The 24,926-nt window shown below is 27.5% G+C and carries 23 protein-coding genes, 1 tRNA gene, 1 pseudogene and 2 riboswitches; of the genes and pseudogenes, 8 read left to right on the top strand and 17 right to left on the bottom strand.

Going from position 1 to position 24,926, the window contains the following annotated elements; all coding sequences use genetic code 11:
• Positions 1 to 3 precede the first annotated feature (3 nt).
• The 5 genes from NSA23_RS08425 to NSA23_RS08405 all read right to left on the bottom strand — a co-directional run bounded on the left by NSA23_RS08425 (position 4) and on the right by NSA23_RS08405 (position 6,300).
• Positions 4 to 771 (bottom strand): LytR/AlgR family response regulator transcription factor, encoded by a 768-nt coding sequence (locus NSA23_RS08425; RefSeq protein WP_257490403.1) that lies wholly within the window; start codon positions 769 to 771, stop codon positions 4 to 6.
• A complete protein-coding gene (locus tag NSA23_RS08420) occupies positions 768 to 2,465 on the bottom strand; it encodes a sensor histidine kinase (RefSeq protein WP_257490402.1) in 1,698 nt (565 codons plus the stop codon). Before NSA23_RS08420 ends, NSA23_RS08425 begins: the two co-directional genes overlap by 4 nt.
• Before the next feature lie 93 nt (positions 2,466 to 2,558).
• Positions 2,559 to 4,022 carry a DUF445 domain-containing protein gene (locus tag NSA23_RS08415; protein ID WP_257490401.1) on the bottom strand — a complete coding sequence of 488 codons (1,464 nt, stop codon included), beginning with the start codon at positions 4,020 to 4,022 and terminating at the stop codon, positions 2,559 to 2,561.
• Between the two features lie 111 nt (positions 4,023 to 4,133).
• A complete protein-coding gene (locus NSA23_RS08410; protein ID WP_257490400.1) occupies positions 4,134 to 5,141 on the bottom strand; it encodes a calcium/sodium antiporter in 1,008 nt (335 codons plus the stop codon).
• Positions 5,142 to 5,379: 238 nt separating this feature from the next.
• Positions 5,380 to 6,300, bottom strand: coding sequence for a DMT family transporter (locus NSA23_RS08405; protein WP_257490399.1), 921 nt, complete (start codon positions 6,298 to 6,300; stop codon positions 5,380 to 5,382).
• A gap of 150 nt (positions 6,301 to 6,450) precedes the next feature.
• Here NSA23_RS08405 and NSA23_RS08400 point away from each other — a divergent pair, with 150 nt between their 5' ends.
• Both NSA23_RS08400 and NSA23_RS08395 read left to right on the top strand, forming a co-directional pair.
• Positions 6,451 to 7,428, top strand: a complete 978-nt coding sequence (locus NSA23_RS08400) for a diaminopimelate dehydrogenase (RefSeq protein WP_257490398.1) — start codon at positions 6,451 to 6,453, stop codon at positions 7,426 to 7,428.
• A gap of 44 nt (positions 7,429 to 7,472) precedes the next feature.
• Positions 7,473 to 7,549 (top strand) — tRNA-Val (locus NSA23_RS08395).
• An 11-nt stretch (positions 7,550 to 7,560) separates the two neighbouring features.
• Here NSA23_RS08395 and proB read toward each other — a convergent pair.
• The 4 genes from proB to NSA23_RS08375 form a co-directional block, all read right to left on the bottom strand.
• Positions 7,561 to 8,346, bottom strand: coding sequence for a glutamate 5-kinase (gene proB / locus NSA23_RS08390; RefSeq protein ID WP_257490397.1), 786 nt, complete (start codon positions 8,344 to 8,346; stop codon positions 7,561 to 7,563).
• A gap of 11 nt (positions 8,347 to 8,357) precedes the next feature.
• The gene (locus NSA23_RS08385) at positions 8,358 to 9,599 is read right to left on the bottom strand and encodes a glutamate-5-semialdehyde dehydrogenase (RefSeq protein WP_257490396.1); all 1,242 of its coding nucleotides are present in this window, start codon (positions 9,597 to 9,599) and stop codon (positions 8,358 to 8,360) included.
• A gap of 129 nt (positions 9,600 to 9,728) precedes the next feature.
• On the bottom strand, positions 9,729 to 10,220 hold the full coding sequence (locus NSA23_RS08380) for a phosphatidylglycerophosphatase A family protein (protein ID WP_257490395.1): 492 nt from the start codon (positions 10,218 to 10,220) through the stop codon (positions 9,729 to 9,731).
• A 192-nt stretch (positions 10,221 to 10,412) separates the two neighbouring features.
• Entirely contained in the window at positions 10,413 to 10,577 is a 165-nt protein-coding gene (locus NSA23_RS08375) for a hypothetical protein (protein WP_257490394.1), read from the bottom strand.
• Positions 10,578 to 10,961: 384 nt separating this feature from the next.
• A riboswitch (TPP riboswitch) is annotated at positions 10,962 to 11,064 on the top strand.
• A 51-nt stretch (positions 11,065 to 11,115) separates the two neighbouring features.
• Between NSA23_RS08375 and NSA23_RS08370 the strand changes: the two genes are divergently transcribed.
• Genes NSA23_RS08370 through NSA23_RS08350 form a run of 5 tightly spaced genes read left to right on the top strand, consistent with a single transcriptional unit; the run spans position 11,116 to position 14,632 of the window.
• Positions 11,116 to 11,850: a TatD family hydrolase gene (locus NSA23_RS08370; RefSeq protein WP_257490393.1), complete on the top strand. Its 735-nt coding sequence runs from the start codon at positions 11,116 to 11,118 to the stop codon at positions 11,848 to 11,850.
• Positions 11,851 to 11,872: 22 nt separating this feature from the next.
• The gene (locus NSA23_RS08365) at positions 11,873 to 12,160 is read left to right on the top strand and encodes a thiamine-binding protein (protein WP_257490392.1); all 288 of its coding nucleotides are present in this window, start codon (positions 11,873 to 11,875) and stop codon (positions 12,158 to 12,160) included.
• Entirely contained in the window at positions 12,135 to 12,902 is a 768-nt protein-coding gene (locus NSA23_RS08360; RefSeq protein ID WP_257490391.1) for an ABC transporter permease, read from the top strand. The genes NSA23_RS08365 and NSA23_RS08360 overlap by 26 nt, the downstream gene beginning before the upstream one ends.
• A gap of 4 nt (positions 12,903 to 12,906) precedes the next feature.
• Entirely contained in the window at positions 12,907 to 13,911 is a 1,005-nt protein-coding gene (locus tag NSA23_RS08355; RefSeq protein WP_257490390.1) for an ABC transporter substrate-binding protein, read from the top strand.
• Positions 13,883 to 14,632 (top strand): ABC transporter ATP-binding protein, encoded by a 750-nt coding sequence (locus NSA23_RS08350; RefSeq protein WP_257490420.1) that lies wholly within the window; start codon positions 13,883 to 13,885, stop codon positions 14,630 to 14,632. The genes NSA23_RS08355 and NSA23_RS08350 overlap by 29 nt, the downstream gene beginning before the upstream one ends.
• 57 nt (positions 14,633 to 14,689) lie before the next feature.
• On the opposite strand, the gene NSA23_RS08345 is transcribed toward NSA23_RS08350, so the two are convergent.
• Genes NSA23_RS08345 through thiM form a run of 3 tightly spaced genes read right to left on the bottom strand, consistent with a single transcriptional unit; the run spans position 14,690 to position 16,773 of the window.
• Complete coding sequence (locus tag NSA23_RS08345) at positions 14,690 to 15,325, bottom strand: HAD family hydrolase (RefSeq protein ID WP_257490389.1); 636 nt, start codon at positions 15,323 to 15,325, stop codon at positions 14,690 to 14,692.
• Positions 15,315 to 15,962, bottom strand: a complete 648-nt coding sequence (thiE, locus tag NSA23_RS08340; RefSeq protein WP_042682875.1) for a thiamine phosphate synthase — start codon at positions 15,960 to 15,962, stop codon at positions 15,315 to 15,317. The genes NSA23_RS08345 and thiE overlap by 11 nt, the downstream gene beginning before the upstream one ends.
• Entirely contained in the window at positions 15,949 to 16,773 is an 825-nt protein-coding gene (gene thiM / locus NSA23_RS08335; protein WP_042682876.1) for a hydroxyethylthiazole kinase, read from the bottom strand. The genes thiE and thiM overlap by 14 nt, the downstream gene beginning before the upstream one ends.
• Before the next feature lie 52 nt (positions 16,774 to 16,825).
• Positions 16,826 to 16,936: riboswitch (TPP riboswitch) on the bottom strand.
• Between the two features lie 114 nt (positions 16,937 to 17,050).
• On the opposite strand from thiM, the gene NSA23_RS08330 reads away from it, so the two are divergent.
• Positions 17,051 to 17,470: an OsmC family protein gene (locus tag NSA23_RS08330; protein WP_042682878.1), complete on the top strand. Its 420-nt coding sequence runs from the start codon at positions 17,051 to 17,053 to the stop codon at positions 17,468 to 17,470.
• 27 nt (positions 17,471 to 17,497) lie between these two features.
• Here NSA23_RS08330 and NSA23_RS08325 read toward each other — a convergent pair whose 3' ends face one another.
• From NSA23_RS08325 to NSA23_RS08305, 5 genes and pseudogenes are all read right to left on the bottom strand, one after another.
• Positions 17,498 to 18,091, bottom strand: a complete 594-nt coding sequence (locus NSA23_RS08325; RefSeq protein ID WP_042682880.1) for a hydrolase — start codon at positions 18,089 to 18,091, stop codon at positions 17,498 to 17,500.
• Between the two features lie 636 nt (positions 18,092 to 18,727).
• The gene (locus NSA23_RS16640) at positions 18,728 to 20,446 is read right to left on the bottom strand and encodes an ABC transporter ATP-binding protein (protein ID WP_042682883.1); all 1,719 of its coding nucleotides are present in this window, start codon (positions 20,444 to 20,446) and stop codon (positions 18,728 to 18,730) included.
• A 283-nt stretch (positions 20,447 to 20,729) separates the two neighbouring features.
• A pseudogene (locus NSA23_RS08315) lies at positions 20,730 to 21,849 on the bottom strand (IS3 family transposase).
• Between the two features lie 680 nt (positions 21,850 to 22,529).
• On the bottom strand, positions 22,530 to 23,681 hold the full coding sequence (locus NSA23_RS08310) for a radical SAM protein (RefSeq protein ID WP_257490388.1): 1,152 nt from the start codon (positions 23,679 to 23,681) through the stop codon (positions 22,530 to 22,532).
• On the bottom strand, positions 23,678 to 24,913 hold the full coding sequence (locus NSA23_RS08305) for a radical SAM/SPASM domain-containing protein (RefSeq protein ID WP_042682889.1): 1,236 nt from the start codon (positions 24,911 to 24,913) through the stop codon (positions 23,678 to 23,680). Before NSA23_RS08305 ends, NSA23_RS08310 begins: the two co-directional genes overlap by 4 nt.
• Positions 24,914 to 24,926: the final 13 nt, after the last annotated feature.

The raw sequence follows: 24,926 nt of genomic DNA, 5'->3' as shown, positions 1-24,926 counted from the left end.
ATTTTATTCTATGTTCATTATATTTTTAAATTCCTTTGATTGACTTCTACTTACTGGTATTTTGTCTTTAATATTTTTAAGTTTTAAATTGAAAGTTGAATTAAACCAAGGCTCAATAACTTCAATTAAATCTAAATTAACTAAGTAACTCTTATGACATCTAAAGAAATTTGCTCTATTTAATTTTCCAGAAAGTTCTCCTAGTGTATAATTTGTCTCAAATTTACCCTTTTCACTAAAAATAATTGTATTTTTATTTTCTATAGTAGCGTATATTATTTCCGTTGAATCTAAAGGTATTAATTTGCCATTGTCTGAAACAGATATTTTAGTTCCAGTTTCCCTTTCATTAGCCCTTAAATCTTGTATTAACTTATTAAGCTTACCTAGATAATTAGATTTTTCTATATTTGTATTATTAATAATTTTCTCCACGGTTTTAGATAATCTCTCTATTGAAATAGGCTTTAATATATAATCTATGGCATTTACTTCAAATGCCTTTAAAGCATATTCTTCATAGGCTGTTACAAATACTACAAATGGAATATGAAATTCTTTTAATATTTTACTTGCTACATCTATACCACTAATTTTAGGCATTTGTATATCTAAAAAAATTAAATCTGGTTTTAATTTTCTATTTAATTCTAATGCTTCTATTCCATGAGAAGCTTCTCCTACAATCTCAATTTCTTCAAAACTCTGCAATATATATACTAATTCTTCACGTGCAGGCAATTCATCATCTACAACTATGGATCGAATCATATAGCTTCCCTCCTTTGTTTCTTAGGAATTATCATTGTTACTTTAGTGCCTTTATTTAGTTTGCTATCTATTTTTAATCCATATTCTCTACCATATTTATTCCTCAATCTGTTATTTACATTAGTAAGCCCTATACTATCTAATTTATCTTCTTTAAATAAAGAAGATAATACTTCTGAACTCATCCCTACTCCATCATCTTTTACCACCAATTCTGTTTCCCATTCATTATCTATAGCTAATATCTCTACAGTGCCTCCTTCGATTTTTTCTAAAACACCGTGTTTTATAGCATTTTCCACTATTGGTTGCAATAGTAATGGAGGCAGTATACAGTCTATATCTTCAGGAATATTGTACACAATCTTTAATTTATCTCCAAATCTTGCCTTTTCTATCTCTAAATAAGAATTTATATGTTCTATTTCTCTGTGAAGCTCAACTTCCTCATTTCCCTCTTGTAAATTATTCCTAAAATAATTTCCTAAATGAATCAATAGTCTTCTGGCATTATCAGGTTGAGTACGTATTAAGGACACTATAGTATTTATAGCATTAAATAAAAAATGTGGATTTATTTGAGCCTGTAAAGCTTTCAATTCTGATTTGGCTAGTAATTCCGCTTGATAATCTATTTTGCTAAGCTCAATTTGAGTTGAAAATATTTGGGCTAATCCTAAAGCTAGTTCTCTTTCTACTTTAGTAATCGAATTTTCCTTTGTTTTATATAATTTTAATGTTCCGATAACCTTATTTCCTTCAGTTAATGGTACAATTATTGCAGATTTAAGACTACAACTACTATCTTCACAACCTATTTCCTCCTGTTTATTAGCCACCATGTATTTACCTTTTTTTATAGTTTCTCTGGTTAAATTAGTTTTTATTGAACTTCCAGAAAAATGATGATCCTCTCCAACTCCTACATGGGCTAATATTCTTTCAGTATTGCTAAAAGCAACTGCCTTAACATCAGTCATTTCTTTTATTATCATAGCAGTTTCATAGGCAGTATTTTCATTGAATCCCTTTCTAAAATACTTTAAAGTTTTATTAGCTATTCTTAAAGCTAATTGCGCTTGATAAGCTGCAGCCATTTCTAAATCCTTAAAAATACTATCAGTTATTGCAATAAAAACAGCTATTCCTATCCCATTTATAATTATCATCGGTATACCTATTATCTTGACTAAGCTTAAAGCTTTTAAATAAGGCTTTGCAAAAACTAATATTATTATCATTTGCAAAATTTCTGCTGCCATTCCTGAAATCAAAGCAAATAATAATTTATTATCATACTTTTCTATTTTCTTACTTAAAAAACCAGCCATAGCACCTTCTGTTATAGTAGACAGTGCACAAGAAAAAGCAGTAAAGCCACCTATATCTATTAAATACCTATGGCCTCCTGCTATCAATCCAGATAAAATGCCCACAAAAGGCCCTCCTAAAAGTCCTCCTACAAAAACACCAACTACCCTAGCATTGGCAATAGCACCTTTTATAGGTATTCCAGTATATGTGCCTACAATACCATAAATTCCAAATATAATGCCTAATAAAATCTTATCTTTAACACTTATATTTTGTTTTGAAACTAATTTTCTGAATAGATCTACTTTAGACATGAAAAAAGCTAATAAAATTATTATTCCTACTCTATTGATTAAACTTTTAAAAATTATAACTAACAATTTAATTCCTCCATCAAAACCTTAATATATTAAATTATATACCTAAAATAATTCCAAGTAAAATATAGGGACAGTTAAACAACTGTCCCTACATTATATTAGCTGTAAAAGAGGCGATAGCATGCCCATTATTCCTCCCAGAAGTGCACCAAGCCATGTTATAGCCTTTAATTCTTTATTAGCTATTTCAATTATTATTTTTTCTGCAAAAGCTACATCAAACTTATTTATTTCATCTTCTACAACTTTAGAAATATTCAATAGTTCAACGATATATGGTAATTTACTCTTCACAAAATTGTCAAAAATAGCCTTAGAAAAATTAGCAATACTTGTAACTGTAGATTTATCAACATTTTCAAATATATATGAAACAGGTTTGTTTATAATCATTTGAAAAATATCATGTACAATGGAAAGTGTCTTTTCATATAATACTTCTGAATTTGAAATAATTTCAATCTTATTCGATATTAAGTTTAATAAACTTTCTTTAATATCTGCTTCTGAATATTTTATTTTTCTCTCTACTATATCAAGTATTTTTGCCTGATTTTCCTTCTTAGAAATAGGAGACAATAGGGTAGATGAAATATTCAACATATCTTCATCATCAATTTTTGATGATATGTCTGAAAATATATTAGTTGCTTTCCACTCTAATAATTTATCAATTGAAGCCATAATAACTAATATAATATTTTCATCGTTTTCTCGATTATAAATATATTTTTCTATCTCATTAAATATCTTATCTGAAATTAATTCAGGCCTCATAAATATAGTTATTGCCCTACTTACATTTTGAGAAACAAATTCAGTAATTGACTCCTTAATTCTCATATTTACAGATGGTTCTTCAAATATGCCTCTCAACTCATTTATAATATCTTCCCTATTTTCATTGATATATTTTTTAAAAATATTAATAAAATCTTCTGGAATTATTTCATTTAATGTTCTTTCATCATTTGCCAATTCATCTATTTTTTTACTTATTAAATTTTTAAATGTTATTTTTACTTCTTCTGATGCAGATAGTTCATATATAAACAATTCTAACCTTTCGTCTATCACTTTATAAAAATCATCCATAGGACTATTTAAAACTTTCTCTTCTACTAAATTTAATATTTCATCTTTAAATTTTTGTTTTTTAAACTGAGAGTAAATAAAGTTTGCTAGTTTTTCCTCTATTATATTTAATGATTTATAATAGTTTCCATTTCCAATATTCATAGTAAAATCTTTTATTGATTTATTACTTTCTTTAAACTTGTTTATATTATGCTCTACCCATTCCCTTAGTTGATTGTTTATCTTATCACTGTATATAGCTTCTGTAACTATTTCAGGAGATAAAAGATATACACCTATTGTATCTCCTACACTCTTTGCTATTCTACTCTTTTCCTTGGGAATAAGACCTGGTGTAAATGGTATATGAAGACCTAAAAATTTTTTCTCTTCATAAGGTCTAAACAACATTTTTATAGCAAACCAATTAGTAATATACCCAATAATTGCCCCAACCAATATTGGTATTATAAATCTCATCCTTCCACCTCTTGTACTAATAATATTTTTTATTTGTTATTTATACAATTATCTAAACATTATAACATATTTTTCTTGATTGATGTAGGGACAAAGACTTTTAATTTATTTCTATATCCAAATATAGTTTAGTACAAGATAAACTATATACATTCCTGCTAAGAAAACTCCTTCTAATTTTGTAATTACTTGATTTTTATTTTTAGCAAAAATATGAAAAGCAACTAATATAATTAGCATAGTGGGTATTTGCAATTTATAAAAATTACTTGGTACTAATAAACCTTCCTTAGTTACTGCTGCTGCACTACCAGTAACAAATAATACATTTAGTATATCTGCACCAATAATATTTCCAACTGCTAATTCTCCATGACCTTTTTTTACAGCTGTAATAGCCGTAACTAACTCTGGTAGACTTGTACCAAAAGCTACTAAAGTGGCTGCAATGACACTTTGGGGAATTCCAATACGTATAGCTGTAATTTCTACACTTGGAATAAGTATTTTAGATGAAAAAATAACCAATGCTACACCTAATACTAATTTTATTAATTGTAAAGGTAAAGAACTTTCTTCTCCTTCAATTTCTGATGCAATTTCTCCGTTAAACTTTCTTGCCCAATAAATAGTCCCCACAATATAAAGAATTAATAATCCAATAAAAATAAAACCCATCCATTGAGTAATTCTCCCTTCAGGACCTTTAGATAAAAAGGGTAGACTAGCAATAGCTAATAATATACCAGAAATTAATTGTAAATTACCCTGACGATTAATAGTATCTTTATCTATTGACAATGTACCTACTAATGCTGCAATACCAATGATTAAACCTGTATTAGCAATAATTGAACCAATAGCATTTCCTAAAGCCAAATCTGGATTGCCTTTAATTGCTGCAAGTACTGAAACTGTTACCTCAGGTAATGTAGTTCCTAAACTTACAATAGTAGCACCAATAACCATTTTAGATATACCCCACCGAATGGATAATCCAACAGCTTCATTTACTAGAATATCAGCTCCTTTACCTAATATATATAAGCTAACCCCAATAATACTAAATAGGACTAATATTGAAGAATCATTAAGTATAGTATAAATTATCTCATCCATAATTTGTCTCCTTCCATTTTATATTTTAAAAAACTAAATAAATAAAAAGACTCTACAGTTTACTATTAATAATAAACTGTAGAGTCTCACTAAGCTAAATTAATTAGCCACCAAAGCCGGGATAATATCCGTAATGACGACTTTAGTTCCAAACTGGAAAGTTACTCCCTCTAGCATCAAGATTATATAACCTTTTAAAATAATTGTCAACAATATCCTTTTATCCTTAACATTAAATTCATCTACTAGTAATCTTTTCATCATCTAAAAAGTTAGTTCCTATGACACCACCTATAATCAAAATAGAACCAATGATATGATAATAAAAAATTTCTTCCTTTAGGAAAATAACTCCTGCAACAATAGAAATAACAGTTCCTAAGTTTCCAAAAACACTCATCTTAGATGCTTCAAGTTTTGAAAGTGCATAATTTGTAAGTAAGGATGTAACTAGTGTAGACAATACTCCTAGATATAGAATAGAAATTACAAAACTTATGTTTGTTAAAGGAATAAAAAATTCAGAAATACTTCCATCTACTATATGTTTTATAATAGAAAGTCCAGTGAAAAATATGAAGCTAATAGTGATCATAATATAACTAAGTTCAGTACTTGTAAAATCTTTAGTAAGTTTTCGTGCCATAATACTGTAACTTGAAAAAGAAAGAGCTGATAATACTAATAAAATAATTCCTTTAAAATTGGCTAAATCAATAGATGAACCTTTTTTTATCATAATATAGAGAACACCTAGAACCGATATAATAATAGATAGTTTTTGATATAAATTAGTTTTTTCTTTTAAAAAATAGGAAGCCAGAATCATAGTAAAAACAGGGGCTGAAGCGAGAATAATACCTGCCTCTGATGAAGTAGCATGCATTAGTCCAAAAGTTTGAAATCCAAAAAATAATAGGGGGTACAATAGTGCAAGAGGAATTATTTTTATAATTCTTTCTTTTGTATAGCTTGCTTTAACCCATTTAAATAATACTGGTATAGATATTGCTAAAAAAGATGCTATAAAACGATAGGCCAAAATATCAATAGGATTAGACGTGCTAAGAGCCACTTTAGTAAATAAAAAAGAAAGCCCTACTATCAACGCATATAATAATGCTGAGATATAAGCTAAACTTTTACTTTCCTTATCCACATTTTTCAACCTCCCTTCACTGCTTATATTTATATTATATTGTAAAAATCTGACTGTCAATACTGCCATCTAGATAAATAAAACAAATTATGCTAAAATATTTATAATATGATCTAAGATTATAAATAACTTTTAAAGTAGGGGTGCACTATGAATAATAAAATACGAGTAGGAATAGTTGGATATGGCAATTTAGGAAAAGGTGTAGAACTAGCACTTAAACAAAATAATGATTTTGTACTTAAGGGAATCTTCACTAGGAGAGATACATCCCTTATAAAAACAAATTCAAAAATTATTCATATTTCTGAAATACTGAATTATAAAGATGAGATAGATGTCATGATTCTTTGCGGTGGTTCCGCTAATGATCTGCCAGAACAATGTCCAATACTTGCAGCTTGTTTCAATACTATAGATGCTTATGATAACCATAGCAAAATACCCGATTATTTTAATATGGTGGATGATATTGCAAAAGAATCTAATAAGGTAAGTCTAATTTCTATAGGATGGGATCCAGGACTTTTTTCTATCAACCGTCTATTAGCCCAAGCTATCCTTCCAAAAGGTCAAGACTACACCTTCTGGGGTGAAGGAGTAAGTCAAGGTCATTCTGAAGCTATTCGAAAAATAAATGGTGTAAAATATGCAGTTCAATATACTATACCTATAAAAGATGCAATTGAAAAAGCAAGGTCTGGAAACAATCCACATCTTAAAACTAGAGAAAAACATAAAAGAACTTGTTATGTAGTACCTTTTGATTTTGATCATACTGATGCAATTGAAAAAGAAATAAAAACTATGCCAGATTATTTCCTTGACTATGATACCACAGTCCATTTTATCACAGAAGAAGATTTTGTGAAAAATCATTCTAAAATGCCTCATGGAGGTTTTGTTATTTCTACTGATATAAATGAAAATAATCATAGACAAAAAATGGAGTTTAATTTATCTTTAGATAATAATCCAGAGTTCACTGCTTCTGTACTGGTTGCTTTTGCTCGTGGAGTTTATAGATTGGCTTTGGAAGGTAAAAAAGGTGCTTTTTCCATTTTTGATATTCCTCTTTCATATATCTCTCCAAAATCTGGTAAGGAATTAAGAAAAGAATTATTATAATTGAAAATACAATAATTTTATGATAAGATATATAAAAAGTAAGTGGGCGATTGGCTCAGCTGGTTAGAGTGCCACGTTGACATCGTGGAGATCATTGGTTCGAATCCGATATCGCCCACCATTATATATATTTCAAATAAAAACTGTCCCTTTTTCTTCTCCGCTTTCTAATTTTTCTATTATATTATCTTTTTTTCCGTTTGCCACTATCATATTTATATCAAATTTATTTACAAGTCTTGCTGCCTTTAACTTAGTCGATATACCTCCTGTTCCAAAAGAACTAGACCTACCTATTGATATGTTTTTTTCTAGTTCATCAATATTATCTACTAACTCAATCAACTTAGCATCTTTGTGTTCTACAGGACTTTTATCATATATTCCATTTATATCACTTAAAATTATAAGTAGATCTGCATTCCATAATACAGTTGTTTGGGCAGCTAACATATCATTATCTCCTATTTTTATTTCTTCTACACAAACTGTATCATTTTCATTGACTATGGGTATAACATTTTCATCTAATAATGTAAATAATGTATTTCTTATATTCAAAGTTCTTGAACTATCATTAAAATCTTCTCTTGTTAGAAGTATCTGAGCTACATGCACATTATATTTATTGAAAATTATTCTATAAGAATCCATAAGCTCTACTTGACCTATTGCACATAGAGCCTGTTTATAGTTTACATCTTCTTTTCTTGACCATCTACATAAAGTAGATACCCCTGCAATTCTAGCTCCTGAAGAAACAATTACTACCTGTTTACCTTTATCTATTAAAGATTTTACTTGACTAGCTAAACTATCCAAAAATTTTTTATTTATAACTCCATCCTTACTAGTTATTGTACTACTTCCGATTTTTATAACTATTTTCTTGCTATTCTTTATTATATCCTGTTCCATATCAAATCCCTCTACTTTCTTATTTGTCCATCTCCTATTACTAAATATTTATATGTTATTAATTGTTCTAACCCAACTGGTCCTCTTGCATGAGTTTTTTGTGTGCTTATGCCCATTTCAGCACCAAATCCAAATTCTCCTCCATCAGTAAAACGGGTTGAGGCATTTACATATACTGTTGAGGCATCTACTTTTCTTAAAAACATTTGAGCATTAGTAAAATTTTCCGTTATTATAGCCTCTGAATGTTTAGTACCATAATTTTGTATATGTTCTATAGCTTCATCAATATCTTTAACAACCTTTACAGCTATAATATAATCTAAAAACTCCTCTTTCCAATCAGATTCTTTTGCTTCTTTAACTTCTATTATTTCCCTAGTTTTTGTACATCCTCTTATTTCAACTATGCTTTGTATTTTTTCAAAAACCATAGGTAAAAATTTATCTGCTATAGCCTCATGAACCAATAATGTTTCACAAGCATTGCATACTCCTACTCGTTGAGTTTTCGCATTGTTTACAATATTTAATGCCTTTTTTAAATTCGCATTTTTATCTACAAATACATGGCAATTTCCAATACCTGTTTCTAATATTGGCACTGAAGAATTTTTTACTACAAAATCTATTAACCCTTTTCCTCCTCTAGGAATGATTAAATCAATATATTCATTGGCCTTAAGCATATCGTAAACATGTTGCCTATCACTTTCTTCTATAAATTGTATTACTTCTTCTGAAATATTACTTGATTTTAGTCCTTCCTTTATTGCTTTTACAATGGCTTTGTTTGAATGAATAGCACTGGAACTTCCCCTTAGCATTATACAATTACCACTTTTAAGAGCCAAACTAAAAGCATCTACTGTCACATTAGGTCTTGATTCATATACTATACCTATAACTCCTAATGGTACAGTCATTTTAGATATAGTAAGCCCATTTTCTAAAGTCCATACCTTATCACTTTTCCATATAGGATCTGGTAGTTTAATCACTGTATTGATTCCTTCTATTATGCCATCTAATCTCTCATTATCTAATCTTAATCTGTCTATTAATCCAGATTTCATATTATTTTTTTTTTCTAATTCTATATCTTTAGCATTGTTTTCTAATATATCTTCTCTGTGATTTTCTAAACTTTCACTAACTTTTTTAAGAGCTATATTCTTATCTTCTGTAGAAGCCGTAGAAAATTCTTCTTCTGCTTTTTTCAATAAGATTCCTTTATTTAATACATAATTCATGCTTTTTCCCTCCTTTAACTCAATTTTCGATTATTTCTAATATTATATCAAATTTTTTTTGAATAGCAAGAACACATTTTTAAAAAATAATAAACTCAAATTATTATATAATAATTTGAGTTTATTTAACTATTCTTTAGCAGAATGGGCAATTCTACTAGCCGCTGCAGCTGCAATTGCAGCTACTAAATCATCTAAAAATGTATTTACTTCTTTTCCTTTAGATTCATCTAATTCTTTTATTATTCCTATTTTCTCCTTATCTAAATATCCATAGTTTGTTAAACCTATAGTTCCATAGACGTTTACAATAGATAGTGGAATAATTTCATCAATACCGTATAACCCTTCATCTGATTCAACTATACTTTGAAGTGGTTCAGGCAAAAGCTTTTTTTCAGCCAACTCATCTAAGGCTACCCCTGTTAAAATGGCATGGATTATTTCTCTTTTCTTTAGTACAGCCTCAACATTCTTTAGACAAGTTTCTAAAGTTAAATCTGGATAAAATCCTTCCTGAAGATGTAATACTATTTTTCCAATGTCTTCTAATTTCACACCTCTTTTTTCAAGCATCTCTATTGTCATTTCATTTAATTCATCCATATTATATTTTCCCATAACATACCTTCCTTCTTAAATACTAATAAAAATTTATATCCTTTAAAAACATATAATATATATAATTATATGTACCCAATAATATAAATAAACCATTAAAAAAATAGCCCCTTATTAAATCAAGGGCTATGCAATACTATTTTTCCTTCACCACAATATTGTCTTTATAACTGACACAATCACTAAATCCTCCTACATATGGTTTTGGTTCCAAGCCTGCTTCTTCCATAAATAGTTTACTGTTCCTGTTATACTTGAACTACAATGTACAGTTATATCCTTATACTTTTCTAATGGTGCATAATACTTCTTAATTTCTTTTAAAGACATTATCTTTCCATCTATTACTAAATTCATCTAAAGAAAATTTATTGCAGTAAGAATATGTCCAACTATATTTTCAAAAGGTTCAATTTTTCCAGCATATCTATCCTTAGATCTAGAATCAATTATAGCAATACTATCAGAATTAATTGCTATTTTTACATCATCTATATATGATACTATTTAACCATTTCTATCTAATAGTAAAGTATTAGATTTTTTATTCTCTATTATTTCAAAAGTTACCTCTAGACTATTATCAAGCTAAGTTTTAATGCCTCCTTGATTTTTCGTTTTTTCTATATTTCATACTATACCATAATTATTAAAAAATTTCTAAGCTAGAGTAAATATGTAACAAACTTTCTTTTATTCTTTATTAGTGTTACAATGGTATTTAGTTCTACAATTTAATATGAAAAGTGCTAGGGGTGCCTTATGGCTGAGAAAAGTTTTTATAACTTTACCCTTTGAACCTGATTCGGATAAACCCGACGTAGGAAAGCTAATCTAATTTTTAAAACCCTAAGCACTGTTATATATAACAGTGCTTTTTATATTGGAGGAAATTATGTATATTGATGCTCATAATCATTTAGATTTATATGGAGATAAGCTACATAAAACTATAAATATAATAAATAAAAAGAAAATAAAAACTCTTGCCTGTTCTATGGATGAAAAAAGTTATTTATTAGTTAAAAATTTGAGCAAAGAGAATTCCCTTATAGTTCCATGTTTTGGGATTCATCCTTGGAATGCTCATAAAAATTCTAATTATCTAGAGAGATTCGATACATATATAAAAGAAACTCCTATAATTGGAGAAATAGGTCTAGATTTTCATTGGGTTTTAGAAGATTATAAATATCCACATCAAATAAAAGTATTAGAGTATTTCTTTAAAAAAGCTAATGAATATAATAAAATTACTAATTTACACACTAAAGGTGCTGAATACGAAATACTAAAGCTCATTAAACAATATAACTTGAGAACTCCAATTATACATTGGTATAGTGGTCCTTTTGATATATTAAAAAAACTTTTAGATTACGGATGTTATTTTACTATAAGTGTAGATATTGGCTATTCTAAAATTACTGAAGAAATGGTGAAATATATTCCTATAGAAAGAATTTTAACAGAAACAGACGGACCTACTGCATTAAAATGGATAAATGGTAAATATGGGTATCCAGATTATATTATAAACATTGTAGAAAAAATCTCTACTCTTAAGAAGATTACTGGGGAAGAAGCAAAAGAAAAAATTTACAATAATTTTAAGCTTTTATTTAAATAAAAATGAAGGTAGGTGATTATCAATGAATAGTGCAAATGTAAGTATTCAAGTATTGCCAAATGTTCCAGAAGAAAAATTGTATCCTGTGGTAGATAAAGTTATAGAATATATAGATTCTACAGGAGTTAAATATGAAGTTGGACCTATGGAAACTACAATGGAAGGAGATTTGAATTTATTATTGGATATAGTTAAAAAATCACAGGAAATATGTATAAAAGAAGGTGCTGCAAGAGTTTGTTCTGTAATAAAAATTGATTATAAAGCTGAAGGAGTAACAATGGATGAAAAAATCTATAAATATAGATAAATTATACCCTATCCTAAGTATTGTAACTATAACTTTTATATGGCAAATAATAGTAGACTTAAATAATATACCTAAATATATATTACCATCTCCTGCAGATATATTTCTTGCTTTAAAGAGTGATTTTAATTTAATAATAACTCATACGAAAATCACTCTTTATGAATCTTTTGTAGGATTTTGTTTTTCAATAATATTAGCATTCATATTAGCTATAATGATGGATAGTTTTAAAATAATTAAAAAGCTTTTCTATCCCTTACTGGTTATATCTCAAACTATACCTACTATTGCCATAGCTCCCATCTTCATAATATGGTTTGGATTTGGAACCTTACCTAAGATAATCATGGTCATTATGACTTGTTTCTTCCCCATAGTAATAAGTTTAGTAGATGGCCTTGAAAAAATAGACAATGATTATCTTAGACTATTTAAAACTATGAATGCCTCAAAATTACAAACTTTCTATCATTTAAAACTACCCTATGCTATGGTTCACTTATTATCAGGAATAAAAATTGCAGCTACTTATATGATTATGTCTGCAGTAGTTAGTGAATGGTTAGGAGGAGAAAAAGGTATAGGGGTATATATGGTAAGAGCTAAAAATGCCTATGCTTTAGACAAAGTATTTGCTTCTATTTTAGTAATAATTATTGCAAGCATTTTAACTATATATACAATTGATTTCATTGGAAATAAATTAATACGTTGGAAATCAGAAGAGAAAGGAGTTTAACATTATGAAAAAAACAAAAATAATAGCATTAATAATTATTGCTATTATGATGATAGCAGTCTTTTCAGGTTGTTCTTCACAAGATAACGAAAATAAAAATGATGCAGAATTAGAAAAAACAAAAGTTATACTTGATTGGACCCCAAATACAAATCATACTGGTCTTTATGTTGCGTTAGAAAAGGGATATTATAAAGATGAAGGTTTAGATGTTGAAATAATTCAACCATCAGAGGGTTCTTCTACAACTTTAATTGCTACAGAAAATGGAGATTTTGGTGTAAGTTATCAAGAGGATGTTACCTATGCATTGACTAGTAAAGATCCTCTTCCTGTTAAAGCTATTGCTACAATAATACAAAATAATACATCAGGCTTTGCTTCTCCAAAAAGTAAAAATATAAAAACTATAAGGGACTTTGAAGGTAAAGTTTATGGAGGATGGGGTTCTCCATCTGAAGAAGCTATATTGAAAGCAATTATGAGTAAAAATAATGCTGATTATAATAAACTTAAGAATATAAATATAGGTAGTGATGATTTCTTTGCTGCTACTGAAAAGAATATAGATATTGCATGGATATTTGAAGGATGGACAAGCGTTGAAGCTAAATTAAAAGGTATTGAATTAAACTATATACCAGTTAAAGATTTGCATCCTGATTTAAACTACTATACTCCAATTTTAATTACTAATAATGAAATAGTTGATAAAAACCCAGAAAAAGTTAAAAAGTTCTTAAAAGCAACAGAAAAGGGATATAAATTCGCTGTAGAAAATCCAGAAGAAAGCGCTAAAATTTTAATAAAATATGCACCTGAACTAGATAAAGAACTTGTAGTTGAAAGCCAAAAGTTCTTAGCAAGAGAATATATATCTGATGCTCCAAAGTGGGGAACAATGAAATCGGAAATATGGAGTAAATATGCTAAATTCTTAAAGGAAAATGGATTGATAGAAAGGGAGTTAAAAGTTGAAGATGCCTTTACCAACGATTTCTTACCATAAAAAAGAAGGTGCTTCCCTAATTACATTAAAAAACATAGAAAAAAATTTTAATAACATAAAGGTGTTAAAAAATATATCTATAAATATAGAGAAAGGGGAATTTGTTTCTCTTATAGGTCCTAGCGGTTGTGGAAAAAGTACAATATTTAATATAATATCAGGACTAATACCTCAGGATAGTGGAGAAATTTATGTCAATGGAACTATAGGATATATGCAACAGAAAGACTTACTTTTGCCTTGGAAAACTATAATGGATAATGTAGCCCTTCCATTAACAATAAAAGGTGTTGATAAAAAAACGCGTGAAAATAAAGTAAAAAAATACCTCCCTATAGTAGGACTTGAAGGATATGAAAAAAATTATCCCTCTCAATTATCTGGAGGAATGAGACAAAGAGCAAGTTTTTTAAGAACCCTTATGGCTTCAGAAGATATAATGCTTTTAGATGAAGCCTTTGCATCCTTAGATTCCATCACTAAATCTAAAATGCAAATGTGGCTTCTTGATATGAAAAACAGGTTAAATAATACAATTCTCCTAATAACCCATGATATAGATGAAGCATTATTGTTATCCGATAGAATTTATGTATTGTCCTCAAAACCTGCAACTATAAAAAAAGAAATAATTTTAGATTTTAATACAGCTAATAAAAGAGAAAGAATCTTATCTTCAAAAACCTTGAAATTAAAAGAAGAAATACTTAAAGTACTATAATACATTTAAAACGGTTCTTTATATGTCATAGGACAAAAAGAACCGTTTTAAATTATATTATAATTCCTCAAAGGATTCTATATAAATATCACTTATTCTCTTTATTTCTTCTCTATCCTCCCTTGCAGACTCATCTTCTATTCCCACTACATAAAAACCAGCTTTTTTAGCAGCTTCAACGCAGTAAAGAGCATCTTCAAACACTACTATATCATTTGGCAAATACCCTAACATTTCTGCTGCTTTTATATATATTCGTGGATCATTTTTAGATATATCTACTTCACCACTAGTCAATATAAATTCAAAGAAATTTAATATTTTAAGTCTAGTAAGCACAGCCTTAGATAATTCAATGTCAGTTGCAGTAACAATACACATCTTAATATTTTTTAATTTTAATTTTTTAAGGTATTCTAACACATATTTTTTAAGTTCTATTTCATATTTATATTCATCTTCTACTAAACTATTAAATTCAGATATCACTTCATCTACAGAAAGATTTAAATGAAACTTATCAATAAAATATCTTGAAGATTCTTGAAAACTCATAGTTTTCAATATTTCAGAAAGATTGTCTGGTGGAACTTTTCCTTTACTTTTTAAAAAATCATCTCCAATATTTTCCCATACAGACATAGAATTTATAAGTGTTCCATCCAAATCAAAAATTACACCTTTAAATTTCATAATCTACTATCCCTTCTGATAACTTTCGCAATCTTTTAGTAGCCTCCAATATATCAGGTTTTGAAAATATTGCAGATATTACACAAATACCATCAATTCCACTTTCCCTTAGTTTTTCTATATTGTTTTCATTAATACCGCCAATAGCAACTATAGGTATAGATATGGACTTAGATATTTCTTTCAATTGCTTAATAGAAACATAATTGGCATCAGTCTTTGTTGATGTTGGAAATACTGAACCTACTCCTAAATAATCTGCGCCATTTTGTTCTGCTAATATTGCCTGTTCTACTGTTTGAACTGAAACTCCAATGATTTTATCTTTGCCAATTAATTTTCTAACATCTTTTGCGTTCATATCATCTTGTCCCACATGTACTCCATCTGAATTGACAGCTAAAGCCACATCAATATTATCATTTATAACAAAAGGTATGTTATATTTGTCAGTGATTTCCTTTATAACTTTAGCCTCCGTTACAAATTCATCAAAATCCATATTTTTTTCTCTCAACTGAATAAAAGTAGCTCCTCCTTTTATTGTATCTTCAACTTGACTTGCTAAAGTAGTACCTTTAAGCCAAGTTCTATCAGTTATAGCATATAAAAGCATAGATTTTCTATCTAATTTCAACTTTAGCACCCCCATTTAATATTTCACTATTCATATTGCTCATAAAATCAATAATATATGTTCTATAAGTAGAAGTACCACCACCTACCTTTTCTAACTTATTATAAGCTAATTCACCACAAAGTCCCATAGCAGAGACTGCAGCTGCTGTTGCTTCCAAAATATTTTCTTTATTTCCACCACAAAAACTACCAATAACTGTTGTTAGCATACAGCCTGTACCTGTAACTTTAGTCATTAATGGATGTCCATTTCTAATGATATAAGCTTTTTCACTACTAGCTACTATATCAATTGCTCCTGTAACTGCAATAATGGCACCTGTTTTCCTACTTAAATCTTTAATATAAACTAAAACTTCATCAATATTATCATCAGATACTGCATCCTTGTCATCAGCATCAACCCCCTTTGTTGTACCTCTACCTTTATAAACTGTCTTTATTTCTGATATATTCCCCCTTATAACTGAAAAATTAACTTCTTTTAATAGATCAAAAATAAATTTAGTCCTGAAAGCAGAAGCACCAACTCCTACAGGATCAAGTACTACAGGATGTCCTAATTTGTTAGCCTTTTTACCTGCTTTTATCATAGATTGTACTAGTTCTTCATTTAGTGTACCTATATTGATAACTAGTGCATTTGAAATAGAAGTTATATCTTCCACCTCATATATACTGTCGGACATTGTAGGCGAACCTCCTGCTGCCAATATAATATTTGCACAATCATTAACTGTTACATAATTTGTTATAGTATGGATAATAGGTGTCTTTTCTCTTACATTTTCTAAAATATTCTCAAACATAATTTCATTCCCCCATCATAAAAAATATGGGATATACCAACTGGTATATCCCATTAAGTTTCTAATGTTATCCCTACGTTGGCATTATCCAAATCAGGTTCAGGGTCGAAGTTGCAATTCACTTCCTCTCAGCCTGTATGCACAAGCTCCCCAGTCTTTTACTTTACTATATTATATAGTTTAACATAAAAATGCAATTGATGCTAATATAAAGCCCTTTTATTTTTTAATTAATTGGGTATGAAAGTTATAGAATCTATTGAAGGGAGTCGATCTTATGAATAAGAAAAAAATAAATGCTAAGTTAAAAGGCAATATGGCTTTTGAAATGAACCTTGATGGTCATACTTTCATTACCGACGCTTCTAAAGATATAGGCGGAAATGATTTTGGTCCACGTCCAAAACAGCTTCTTTTAGCAGGATTAATTGGTTGTACAGGTATTGATATTATGTCAATTTTAAGAAAAATGAAAGTAGAACTAGATGATTTCAATATTGAAGTAGAAACAAACAATACAGAAGAACATCCTAAAGTTTATGAAAATATTCATTTAACTTTCAAGTTTAAAGGAAAAGACCTTCCTAGAAAGAAAATAGAAAGGGCTGTATATTTATCTCAAGAAAAATATTGTGGTGTTACTGCTATGCTAGAAAAAGCTACCCCTGTTACTTATAATATAATATATGAAGAATAAAAAAACATTGAGGTTAAGCAAACAGCCTCAATGCTTTTTATCTATACTACCTTTTAATCCAATTTCTTCTGCAATACCTTGCATAGCCTTTATTGTTTCTTCTATAACTTTGTTTAAATCCATCCCCAGCATTTCAGCTCCATTTGCAACAACTTCCCTATTAACTCCTGCTGCAAAACTTTTGTCTTTCCATTTTTTCTTTACTGATTTTACCTTTAAGTCTAAAAGACTTTTACTTGGACGAACTAAAGCAGTAGCAATTATTAATCCTGTTAATTCGTCAATGGTATATAACACTTTTTCCATTGTTTCTAAAGGTTCCACATCAGAACAAATTTTCCAACCGTGACTTTCTATAGCTCGAATATAGTCTTCTGGCCAGTTTTCTTCCATTAGTATCTCTCTTGTTTTTTTACAATGTTCATCTGGATATATTTCATAATCAAGATCATGAACTAAACCTACTATTCCCCATTTCTCTATATCCTCTTCATTAAACAGTTTCGCAAAATGAATCATAACAGCCTCTACAGCTAGTCCATGTTTTATATGTCCTTCATCTTTATTGTATTTTTTTAATAATTCATAAGCATCCTTTCTATTTGGAACATTTGCTTTCATTTTAAACACCCCTTATAACTATTTTATTTATTATAATCATTTACACAATATTTTGCAAGTTCTTCTTTTTAAAAAATTGTATAAACATAAGACACTGGTTAAGAGTCAAGAGAAATACTTTTGATGGATTTTGCTATAGTACTATAAGAATTGATATATACAAATTTATATTTTATGATTCTTTTTTAAAAGATATATTGGGGGCTTTTTTATACTCATAATAATATAAGCCCCTTTATAAAAGTTCATATTAATATTAATAAATATAATTGTATTCCAAAAGGTTCACGTTTTATTAAAATAGTAAAATTAAGTTGTTTTAATTAGATTCTCTCTATGTTTAATTGATTAGACACAAAATAATTCTAAATTAAAAATAGTTAAAGATAGGCTCTTAAACTTTAACTTCTTATTTCTATGTTATTTCCTGCTATTTCCTCTTCTATTTTTCTTGCTCAATTATCATCACTACAGTATAGACAAAATAGAGAAGAGATAATGTATTTAACTATCTATTCTCTATTAATCATATTGTAATTATTTAATCATTTTTTAATACATGTTTTTCTTCATTTTGAAATAATCTATTAAGTATAACTTATCCAGAATGTTAATTCGATTTATCGGTAATAATTTCTAAACAGGTGTCACACAACCTTTGTATTTAGAATCTAACGTTGAAGAGTAGAAATCATAAAAATTTTTCTTGTTATCCATTAATTGATTAAAACTTCCTATTTCACATATTTCTCCTTCTTTTATAAATATTATTTCATCATACTTCTTCAATATATTTTCATTTAATTTATGTGTTACCACTATACATGTAGTATTTTTTAGAGAAAGAATTGAATTTTCGATATTAAGGGCTGTTTGTTTATCTAATGATGAAGTAGCTTCATCTAATATCATAATAGGAGTATTTTTTATGATTGATCTTGCAATAGATACCCTTTGTTTTTCTCCTCCTGAAAGATTAGAGCCATTTTCTCCTACTTTAGTTTTAATCTCACCATTTAATTTATCTATAAGTGGTTCTAAACCTGAAAGTTTAATAGCCCTCTTCAACTCTTCATTACTATATTCTCCAAATAATTTTATATTTTCCTCTATACTCGAATCAAACATATATATATCTTGTTGAATAACTGAAATTAATCTATAAATATATTCTTTAGATATTAGTTTCATATTAATATCATCTATGAAAATTTCACCATCAAAATTATCAAAGTATCCTAATAACAATTTTAAAATAGTGGATTTTCCACTTCCGCTTGGACCTATAATTGCATATTTTTTGTTTTTCTTTATTGTAAATGATACATTCCTTAAAATTTTTCTATCATCTTTATATGAGAAAGAAACATTTTTAAAAAATATATTATCATTAAATTCATTTTTTTCTATTAACTTATCAGAACTTTTTTCACTATTAAGTATTTTTTCTATTTTATCTATTATTGGTTTACTTCCTTTTAATATATTAAACTTACTAGATATAGTTATAATAGGAAATTTTATATTATTCATAAGTTGTGTTATAGCTATTAATTCACCTACTGTCAATTTTTTACTTATAACTAAATGAATACCCACAATTAATGAAGTAAAGAATAATGCAAATCCCATTATATTTGACATAATATCTGCAACTATAGTGATCTTTTTATACTTGTAATTATTATCTTCAACATTTTTATTATATTTACTATGTTCATCTATTATTTTTTCTTCTATATTAAAACTTTTAATAATTTGAAAACCAGATAAGATATCTTTTATTTTAATAGTATATTTACTTAAACTATCAGAGTAACCTTTTTTACAATTACTTATTTTTTTACTAAATAAAAGTGGTAAATAAATACTTAATATTACAATTATAAATATGCAAATACTAATACGCACATTTATGTACAAAATAGCCCATGCACTTAAAACAAATCTAAATATATTAGATATGATATCAAAAATGCTATTAAAATAATCTTCTTGTATTATCTTCAAATCATTCATTAGTATTGATATATAGTTAGCTGAATTTTTCCCTGAAAAATTTAATATATCTTTATTTATTATCTTTTTAAAAACATCTTGTCTTAATCTTACAGATGTGTTTTTTATATAACGTGCCTGAAAATTTTGTTGTAAAAAACTTATTATATATGTAATTGAAACAAAAACTAAAGAGAATAGAACTAATCTTTTAAATTGAATAATAGTTCCTTCATGTGCAAAATTAAATATCCTCTTAAAGATAAAAGCTATTCCTATGTCTGAAAGTACAACAAAAATTGATAAAACAATGGAACTTATAAATAGTTTCTTATTAGAATATAAATATTTTTTCACATAGCCTCCTCCTTTATAAATCACAAATTTAATTAGCTACCCATAAAACGGAATTTTTGCCTCTAGGGTATATTACTTGCCATGTCTCAAGACATACTAGAATGTCTGCTAATTACTGTAACTTTTCAGACTATTCCTAAAGAAGTTTAATTATTATCGTTATTTCTTTATGTTTTTCCCTGTGAAATAGTCTATATATACTTTACATTTACATAATTATCTTAATACTCTTTCAACATCTTACTTTACCTTTTCATAGATTATCTGGATTGTCAACACTTATTTAGACAGTTTTTTTAAGGTTATGTAATTTATATTCTTTAGGACTCAAATACCCTAAAGTTGAATGAATCCTAATATTGTTGAACCAATTTACATAGTCAGCTAACATAATTTCTAACTGTTCTAAGCTTTCAAAATGATAGTTATTAGCGAATTCAGTTTTAAATATCTTGAATGTAGCTTCATCTACAACATTATCATAGGGACAGCCTTTAATGCTTAATGAACGCTTAATTTTAAAAGTATCCAGAACTTCATCTATTATTTTGTTTTTGAATTCGTTGCCTCGATCTGTATGAAATAGTATAATATCATCTAATCTAGTTTTAACCTTTGCAAAGGCCCTATAAACAAGCCCAGCATCTTTGTTAGGACCAGCACTATAACCAATTATTTCTCTATTAAATAGGTCAACTAATAAACATACATAGTTCCATCTTTTATTAACTCTAACGTATGTTAAATCACTGACTACAGCTGCGTACGGCTCATCTGTATTAAACTCCCTATTTAGTTCATTAGCAATTTTTGATTCATTACATTTATCCACATAGGCTTATACTGAGCAACTATATAGTTTGATACTAAGCCATTTTGCTTCATTATTCTACCTATTTTTCTTCTAGATACTATATAGCCTGCTTTTTTAAGCTCGACTTTAATTTTTCTAGTACCATAGTTATTTCTACTCACTTTAAATATTTCTATTACTTTAGGTGTTATTTCATCTGTAGATTCTTTTGCTTTTGATTCATAATAATAGGTACTTCTAGGGATTTGTAGAACTTTACACATTGCTGATATACTGTATTTGTGAGCATTGCTTTTTATCACATTTACTTTCGTCCTAATATCAGCGCCGCTTGCTTTAAAATATCATTCTCCATCTTTAATTGTTGATTTTTCTTCCTTAACTTTATTAGTTCATTTTCTTCTGGGGAACGATTATCTTTTTCCTTAAAAGATCCAGTAGTTTGGCTTCTTTTTATCCAGGTATTGAAAGCAGTAGGTGTTAAGTCATATTCAGCCATAATATCTTTCTTAGGCTTACCACTTTCAAATAGTTTTACCATTTGTTCTTTGAATTCAGGGGTATAGGTTCCTCTTTCTCTCTTTGTCATATAAACTCTCTCCTTTTTCTATTATTAGTTTACATGACCTTATTTTTATTGTCTAGTTTATTGTAGCCTATCCAATCTGTTTTCTATTTTTTAATATAAAACCATGTAATATTTAGAATTCTATTTTCTATATAATAAACTGTTATTATACATATTGATACTTTCTTTGGCTTAAATTTGATTGGTTAAACCCAAACTTATTATATCAATAGATACTCTTTCTGCTCAACCCTGAAAACTATTTATTTAGCAAAAACCAAATAAGTAGAAAAAGGGTACTATAGTACCCTTTTTCTACTTATTAATTTTAAGCACATCCTCCGCCACATATATTAAAGAATGCACTAGTATCAGAAACTTCATTTTCTAATTCAACAATTTCTGGTGACTCATATTTCTTGTTATCCATAGTTTTCACCCCCTTAAATAATTAAATTATATTTTTTAAGTATTAAATACTTTTATTGAAATAGCAAGAATAATCTCTTTCTAACAAATATTAGCTATTTATTTTATAGCCTTCAAAAAGAGTTATTCTAAACCAATTTCAAACAAACAATAATGTAATTTATATCTTAAAATAATTTTGTTATATCTTTTTTAAATTACTATTATGTCTCATAAATAAAATCATATAGTTTATTTTTGCATTTTTGTTTATTCCTTTTACAATTAATTTTTCAACTAATTCCGTGTGCAATTTGAGCTGAATTACAAAAATAACTTTTATTTTTATTTAAATTCAAAAGTCCCGGACAAATCAAACAATTTTCCTTCAATTTACAATCAGTACATTCTTTATCTAGTTTTAGACTTTCTCTTAAATTTATATTTGATATTAATTCATTCCATATATTTTTAAACTTTGAATTCTTTATATTTCCTGTTGATTCCCTAATAAATTCACATACATTTACATTTCCATTATAATCAATCCAGCATTTAGACTTTAACGCTGTGCAAAAACTTTTTCTGGGCAAAAGTATATTATTATCTATAAGCTTTTCTATTTCTAATTTATTTATATAAAAATCTTCATTAGATTTTTTATTAATGGTTGGATATACTATAGGATTAAAAACAATATCTAGATTATTATTTTTAGTAAAATCATCAAATATTTCTTCTCTAAAACTATGTATACTTATATCTAAACCTAATAATCCTTTTGATGAGATTTTATCTAACTCCATTATTTGCTTTTTAGTTAATGTACTTCCATTTGTTAATACTCTTATATAAAAATTGCTTTTTAAGGCATACTTGACTATATCCATAAAGTTAGGGTGAAGAGTACACTCTCCTCCAGTAAGTGTTATGAACAATGTTCCCATTTCTTTTAATTGATCAATTAAACTAACCATTAAATTTAAATCTATATTTTTTATATTTACATCATTAGCTAAATCTACATAACAATATTTGCAATTAAGATTACAATTATTAGTTAATTCAATATCCACTTTTAGAGGTACTGTATTAATAATAGCCTTTTCCCATAAGCCTTTAAATTCAACAACATCTATATACTTATTCTTTATTTCAGTATGCTTATTTTCATCTCCATATATTTTTATTAAAATATTTTTTTCAATTAATTTGTTTATAACTTTCATAACATCTTTCTCAATTAATTTATAACTTATATCATGAAATTTATTTTTTATAGATTTAACAATCTCATCAAAGTCATAATTTTCTAACAACATATCCCATATCTGCACACTTATACCTTTGAGGGTCAATATTTCACCTTTTGAATTTAATATATGATATTCATCTTTAATTTTACAAAATGCTATTTTAGGATTAATGTTAATTTTATAATTCATTCATTGATCATCTCCTTTTTACAAACATTAGCAATCATACAATCAAAAGGATTAATATCTTTAAAATTATTCTTTTCGTAATAACTTATTACAGGACATCTTGGACAATTATCTTCTTTATCACATTCTCTACAATAAGAAGGCTGTTCAAACATTTTTTGAATGTTTTTAGTTTTATTATTATTTAGAATTTGCTTTATTGTATATTGGCATATATCTCCTAGTTCTTTATGATAAAAAGTACATGGATATACTTTTCCTTCTGGTGAAACTATAATCTTAGTTTTTCCTGCACCACAAGGATCCTTTTGGGGCTTATAATTTTTATATTGTACTAAATATTCTATTTGCTTTTCTGTTAATCGCAACTTTAAAGGCTCAAGAGAACCATCTGTAGTTGGATATAACAATGGACTTCTATTAACATGTACTCCTAGTTCTTTTGCTAATTTATCGTAATCATCAATTCCGTCAAAATTCTTCTTAGTTACTACATACCTAATAGTAACAGGAATATTGTATTTTTTAAGTAATTTAATCCCATTTATAGCTTCTGTATAAGAACCTTTTCTTCTTGTAAATTCATCATGTATCCTATAATCATGACTGTGTAAAGTTATGGCAACATTAATAGGTCTAATATTGCTTAAACTTCGTGCTATATCATCTGTTAACAATGTTCCATTAGTTTGTAAGGTAATATAAAATTTTTTTTCATTACCATATCTCAATATTTCTAATAAATCATTTCTTAATAAAGGTTCTCCACCAGTTATACTCAAATGCATAGCTCCTAGTTTATAACTTTCATCTATTATTTCTTTAATTTTTTCTGTTGAAAGCAAATCATTTTCTTTATACTCTCCATTATAACAATATTGACATTTATTATTACAATTATATGTTAATTCTAAAACAACTTTGTATAAAAAATCAATCTTATCATAAAAATGACTTAATATGGGTTGATTTATGTTTCTTTGCTTTATAATATTATTTTTTTCCAACTTATTTAGAGTTTTTTCTACATCAATTTCAATAATTGATCTTTCTACATCTTTATATTTTTTTGCTATTAGTTTTATAATTTTTTCTTTAGAATAACCCTTAATCACATAATTCCATATATCTACACCTACTCCATCTATAATAATACTATTCTCTTCACTTAATATAAATACATTATTATTTTTTTCTCTGTAAACTATTGATTGATTAATTGCGTAATTCATAATCTTACCACCT

The organism is Anaerosalibacter massiliensis, from assembly GCF_024623155.1.
Lineage (GTDB): Bacteria > Bacillota > Clostridia > Tissierellales > Sporanaerobacteraceae > Anaerosalibacter > Anaerosalibacter massiliensis.
Note: the sequence above shows the minus strand (reverse complement) of the source record. Positions and strands in the feature narration are given on the sequence as shown.

What these genes read in the sequence shown, in the direction of transcription:
- NSA23_RS08425 (WP_257490403.1), bottom strand. Translation starts at nt 771, where the DNA reads ATGATTCGATCCATAGTTGTAGATGATGAATTGCCTGCACGTGAAGAA.
- NSA23_RS08415 (WP_257490401.1), bottom strand. Translation starts at nt 4,022, where the DNA reads ATGAGATTTATAATACCAATATTGGTTGGGGCAATTATTGGGTATATT.
- NSA23_RS08410 (WP_257490400.1), bottom strand. Translation starts at nt 5,141, where the DNA reads ATGGATGAGATAATTTATACTATACTTAATGATTCTTCAATATTAGTC.
- NSA23_RS08400 (WP_257490398.1), top strand. Translation starts at nt 6,451, where the DNA reads ATGAATAATAAAATACGAGTAGGAATAGTTGGATATGGCAATTTAGGA.
- proB (WP_257490397.1), bottom strand. Translation starts at nt 8,346, where the DNA reads ATGGAACAGGATATAATAAAGAATAGCAAGAAAATAGTTATAAAAATC.
- NSA23_RS08385 (WP_257490396.1), bottom strand. Translation starts at nt 9,599, where the DNA reads ATGAATTATGTATTAAATAAAGGAATCTTATTGAAAAAAGCAGAAGAA.
- NSA23_RS08380 (WP_257490395.1), bottom strand. Translation starts at nt 10,220, where the DNA reads ATGGGAAAATATAATATGGATGAATTAAATGAAATGACAATAGAGATG.
- NSA23_RS08375 (WP_257490394.1), bottom strand. Translation starts at nt 10,577, where the DNA reads ATGAATTTAGTAATAGATGGAAAGATAATGTCTTTAAAAGAAATTAAG.
- NSA23_RS08370 (WP_257490393.1), top strand. Translation starts at nt 11,116, where the DNA reads ATGTATATTGATGCTCATAATCATTTAGATTTATATGGAGATAAGCTA.
- NSA23_RS08365 (WP_257490392.1), top strand. Translation starts at nt 11,873, where the DNA reads ATGAATAGTGCAAATGTAAGTATTCAAGTATTGCCAAATGTTCCAGAA.
- NSA23_RS08360 (WP_257490391.1), top strand. Translation starts at nt 12,135, where the DNA reads ATGAAAAAATCTATAAATATAGATAAATTATACCCTATCCTAAGTATT.
- NSA23_RS08355 (WP_257490390.1), top strand. Translation starts at nt 12,907, where the DNA reads ATGAAAAAAACAAAAATAATAGCATTAATAATTATTGCTATTATGATG.
- NSA23_RS08350 (WP_257490420.1), top strand. Translation starts at nt 13,883, where the DNA reads ATGCCTTTACCAACGATTTCTTACCATAAAAAAGAAGGTGCTTCCCTA.
- NSA23_RS08345 (WP_257490389.1), bottom strand. Translation starts at nt 15,325, where the DNA reads ATGAAATTTAAAGGTGTAATTTTTGATTTGGATGGAACACTTATAAAT.
- thiM (WP_042682876.1), bottom strand. Translation starts at nt 16,773, where the DNA reads ATGTTTGAGAATATTTTAGAAAATGTAAGAGAAAAGACACCTATTATC.
- NSA23_RS08330 (WP_042682878.1), top strand. Translation starts at nt 17,051, where the DNA reads ATGAATAAGAAAAAAATAAATGCTAAGTTAAAAGGCAATATGGCTTTT.
- NSA23_RS08325 (WP_042682880.1), bottom strand. Translation starts at nt 18,091, where the DNA reads ATGAAAGCAAATGTTCCAAATAGAAAGGATGCTTATGAATTATTAAAA.
- NSA23_RS08310 (WP_257490388.1), bottom strand. Translation starts at nt 23,681, where the DNA reads ATGAATTATAAAATTAACATTAATCCTAAAATAGCATTTTGTAAAATT.
- NSA23_RS08305 (WP_042682889.1), bottom strand. Translation starts at nt 24,913, where the DNA reads ATGAATTACGCAATTAATCAATCAATAGTTTACAGAGAAAAAAATAAT.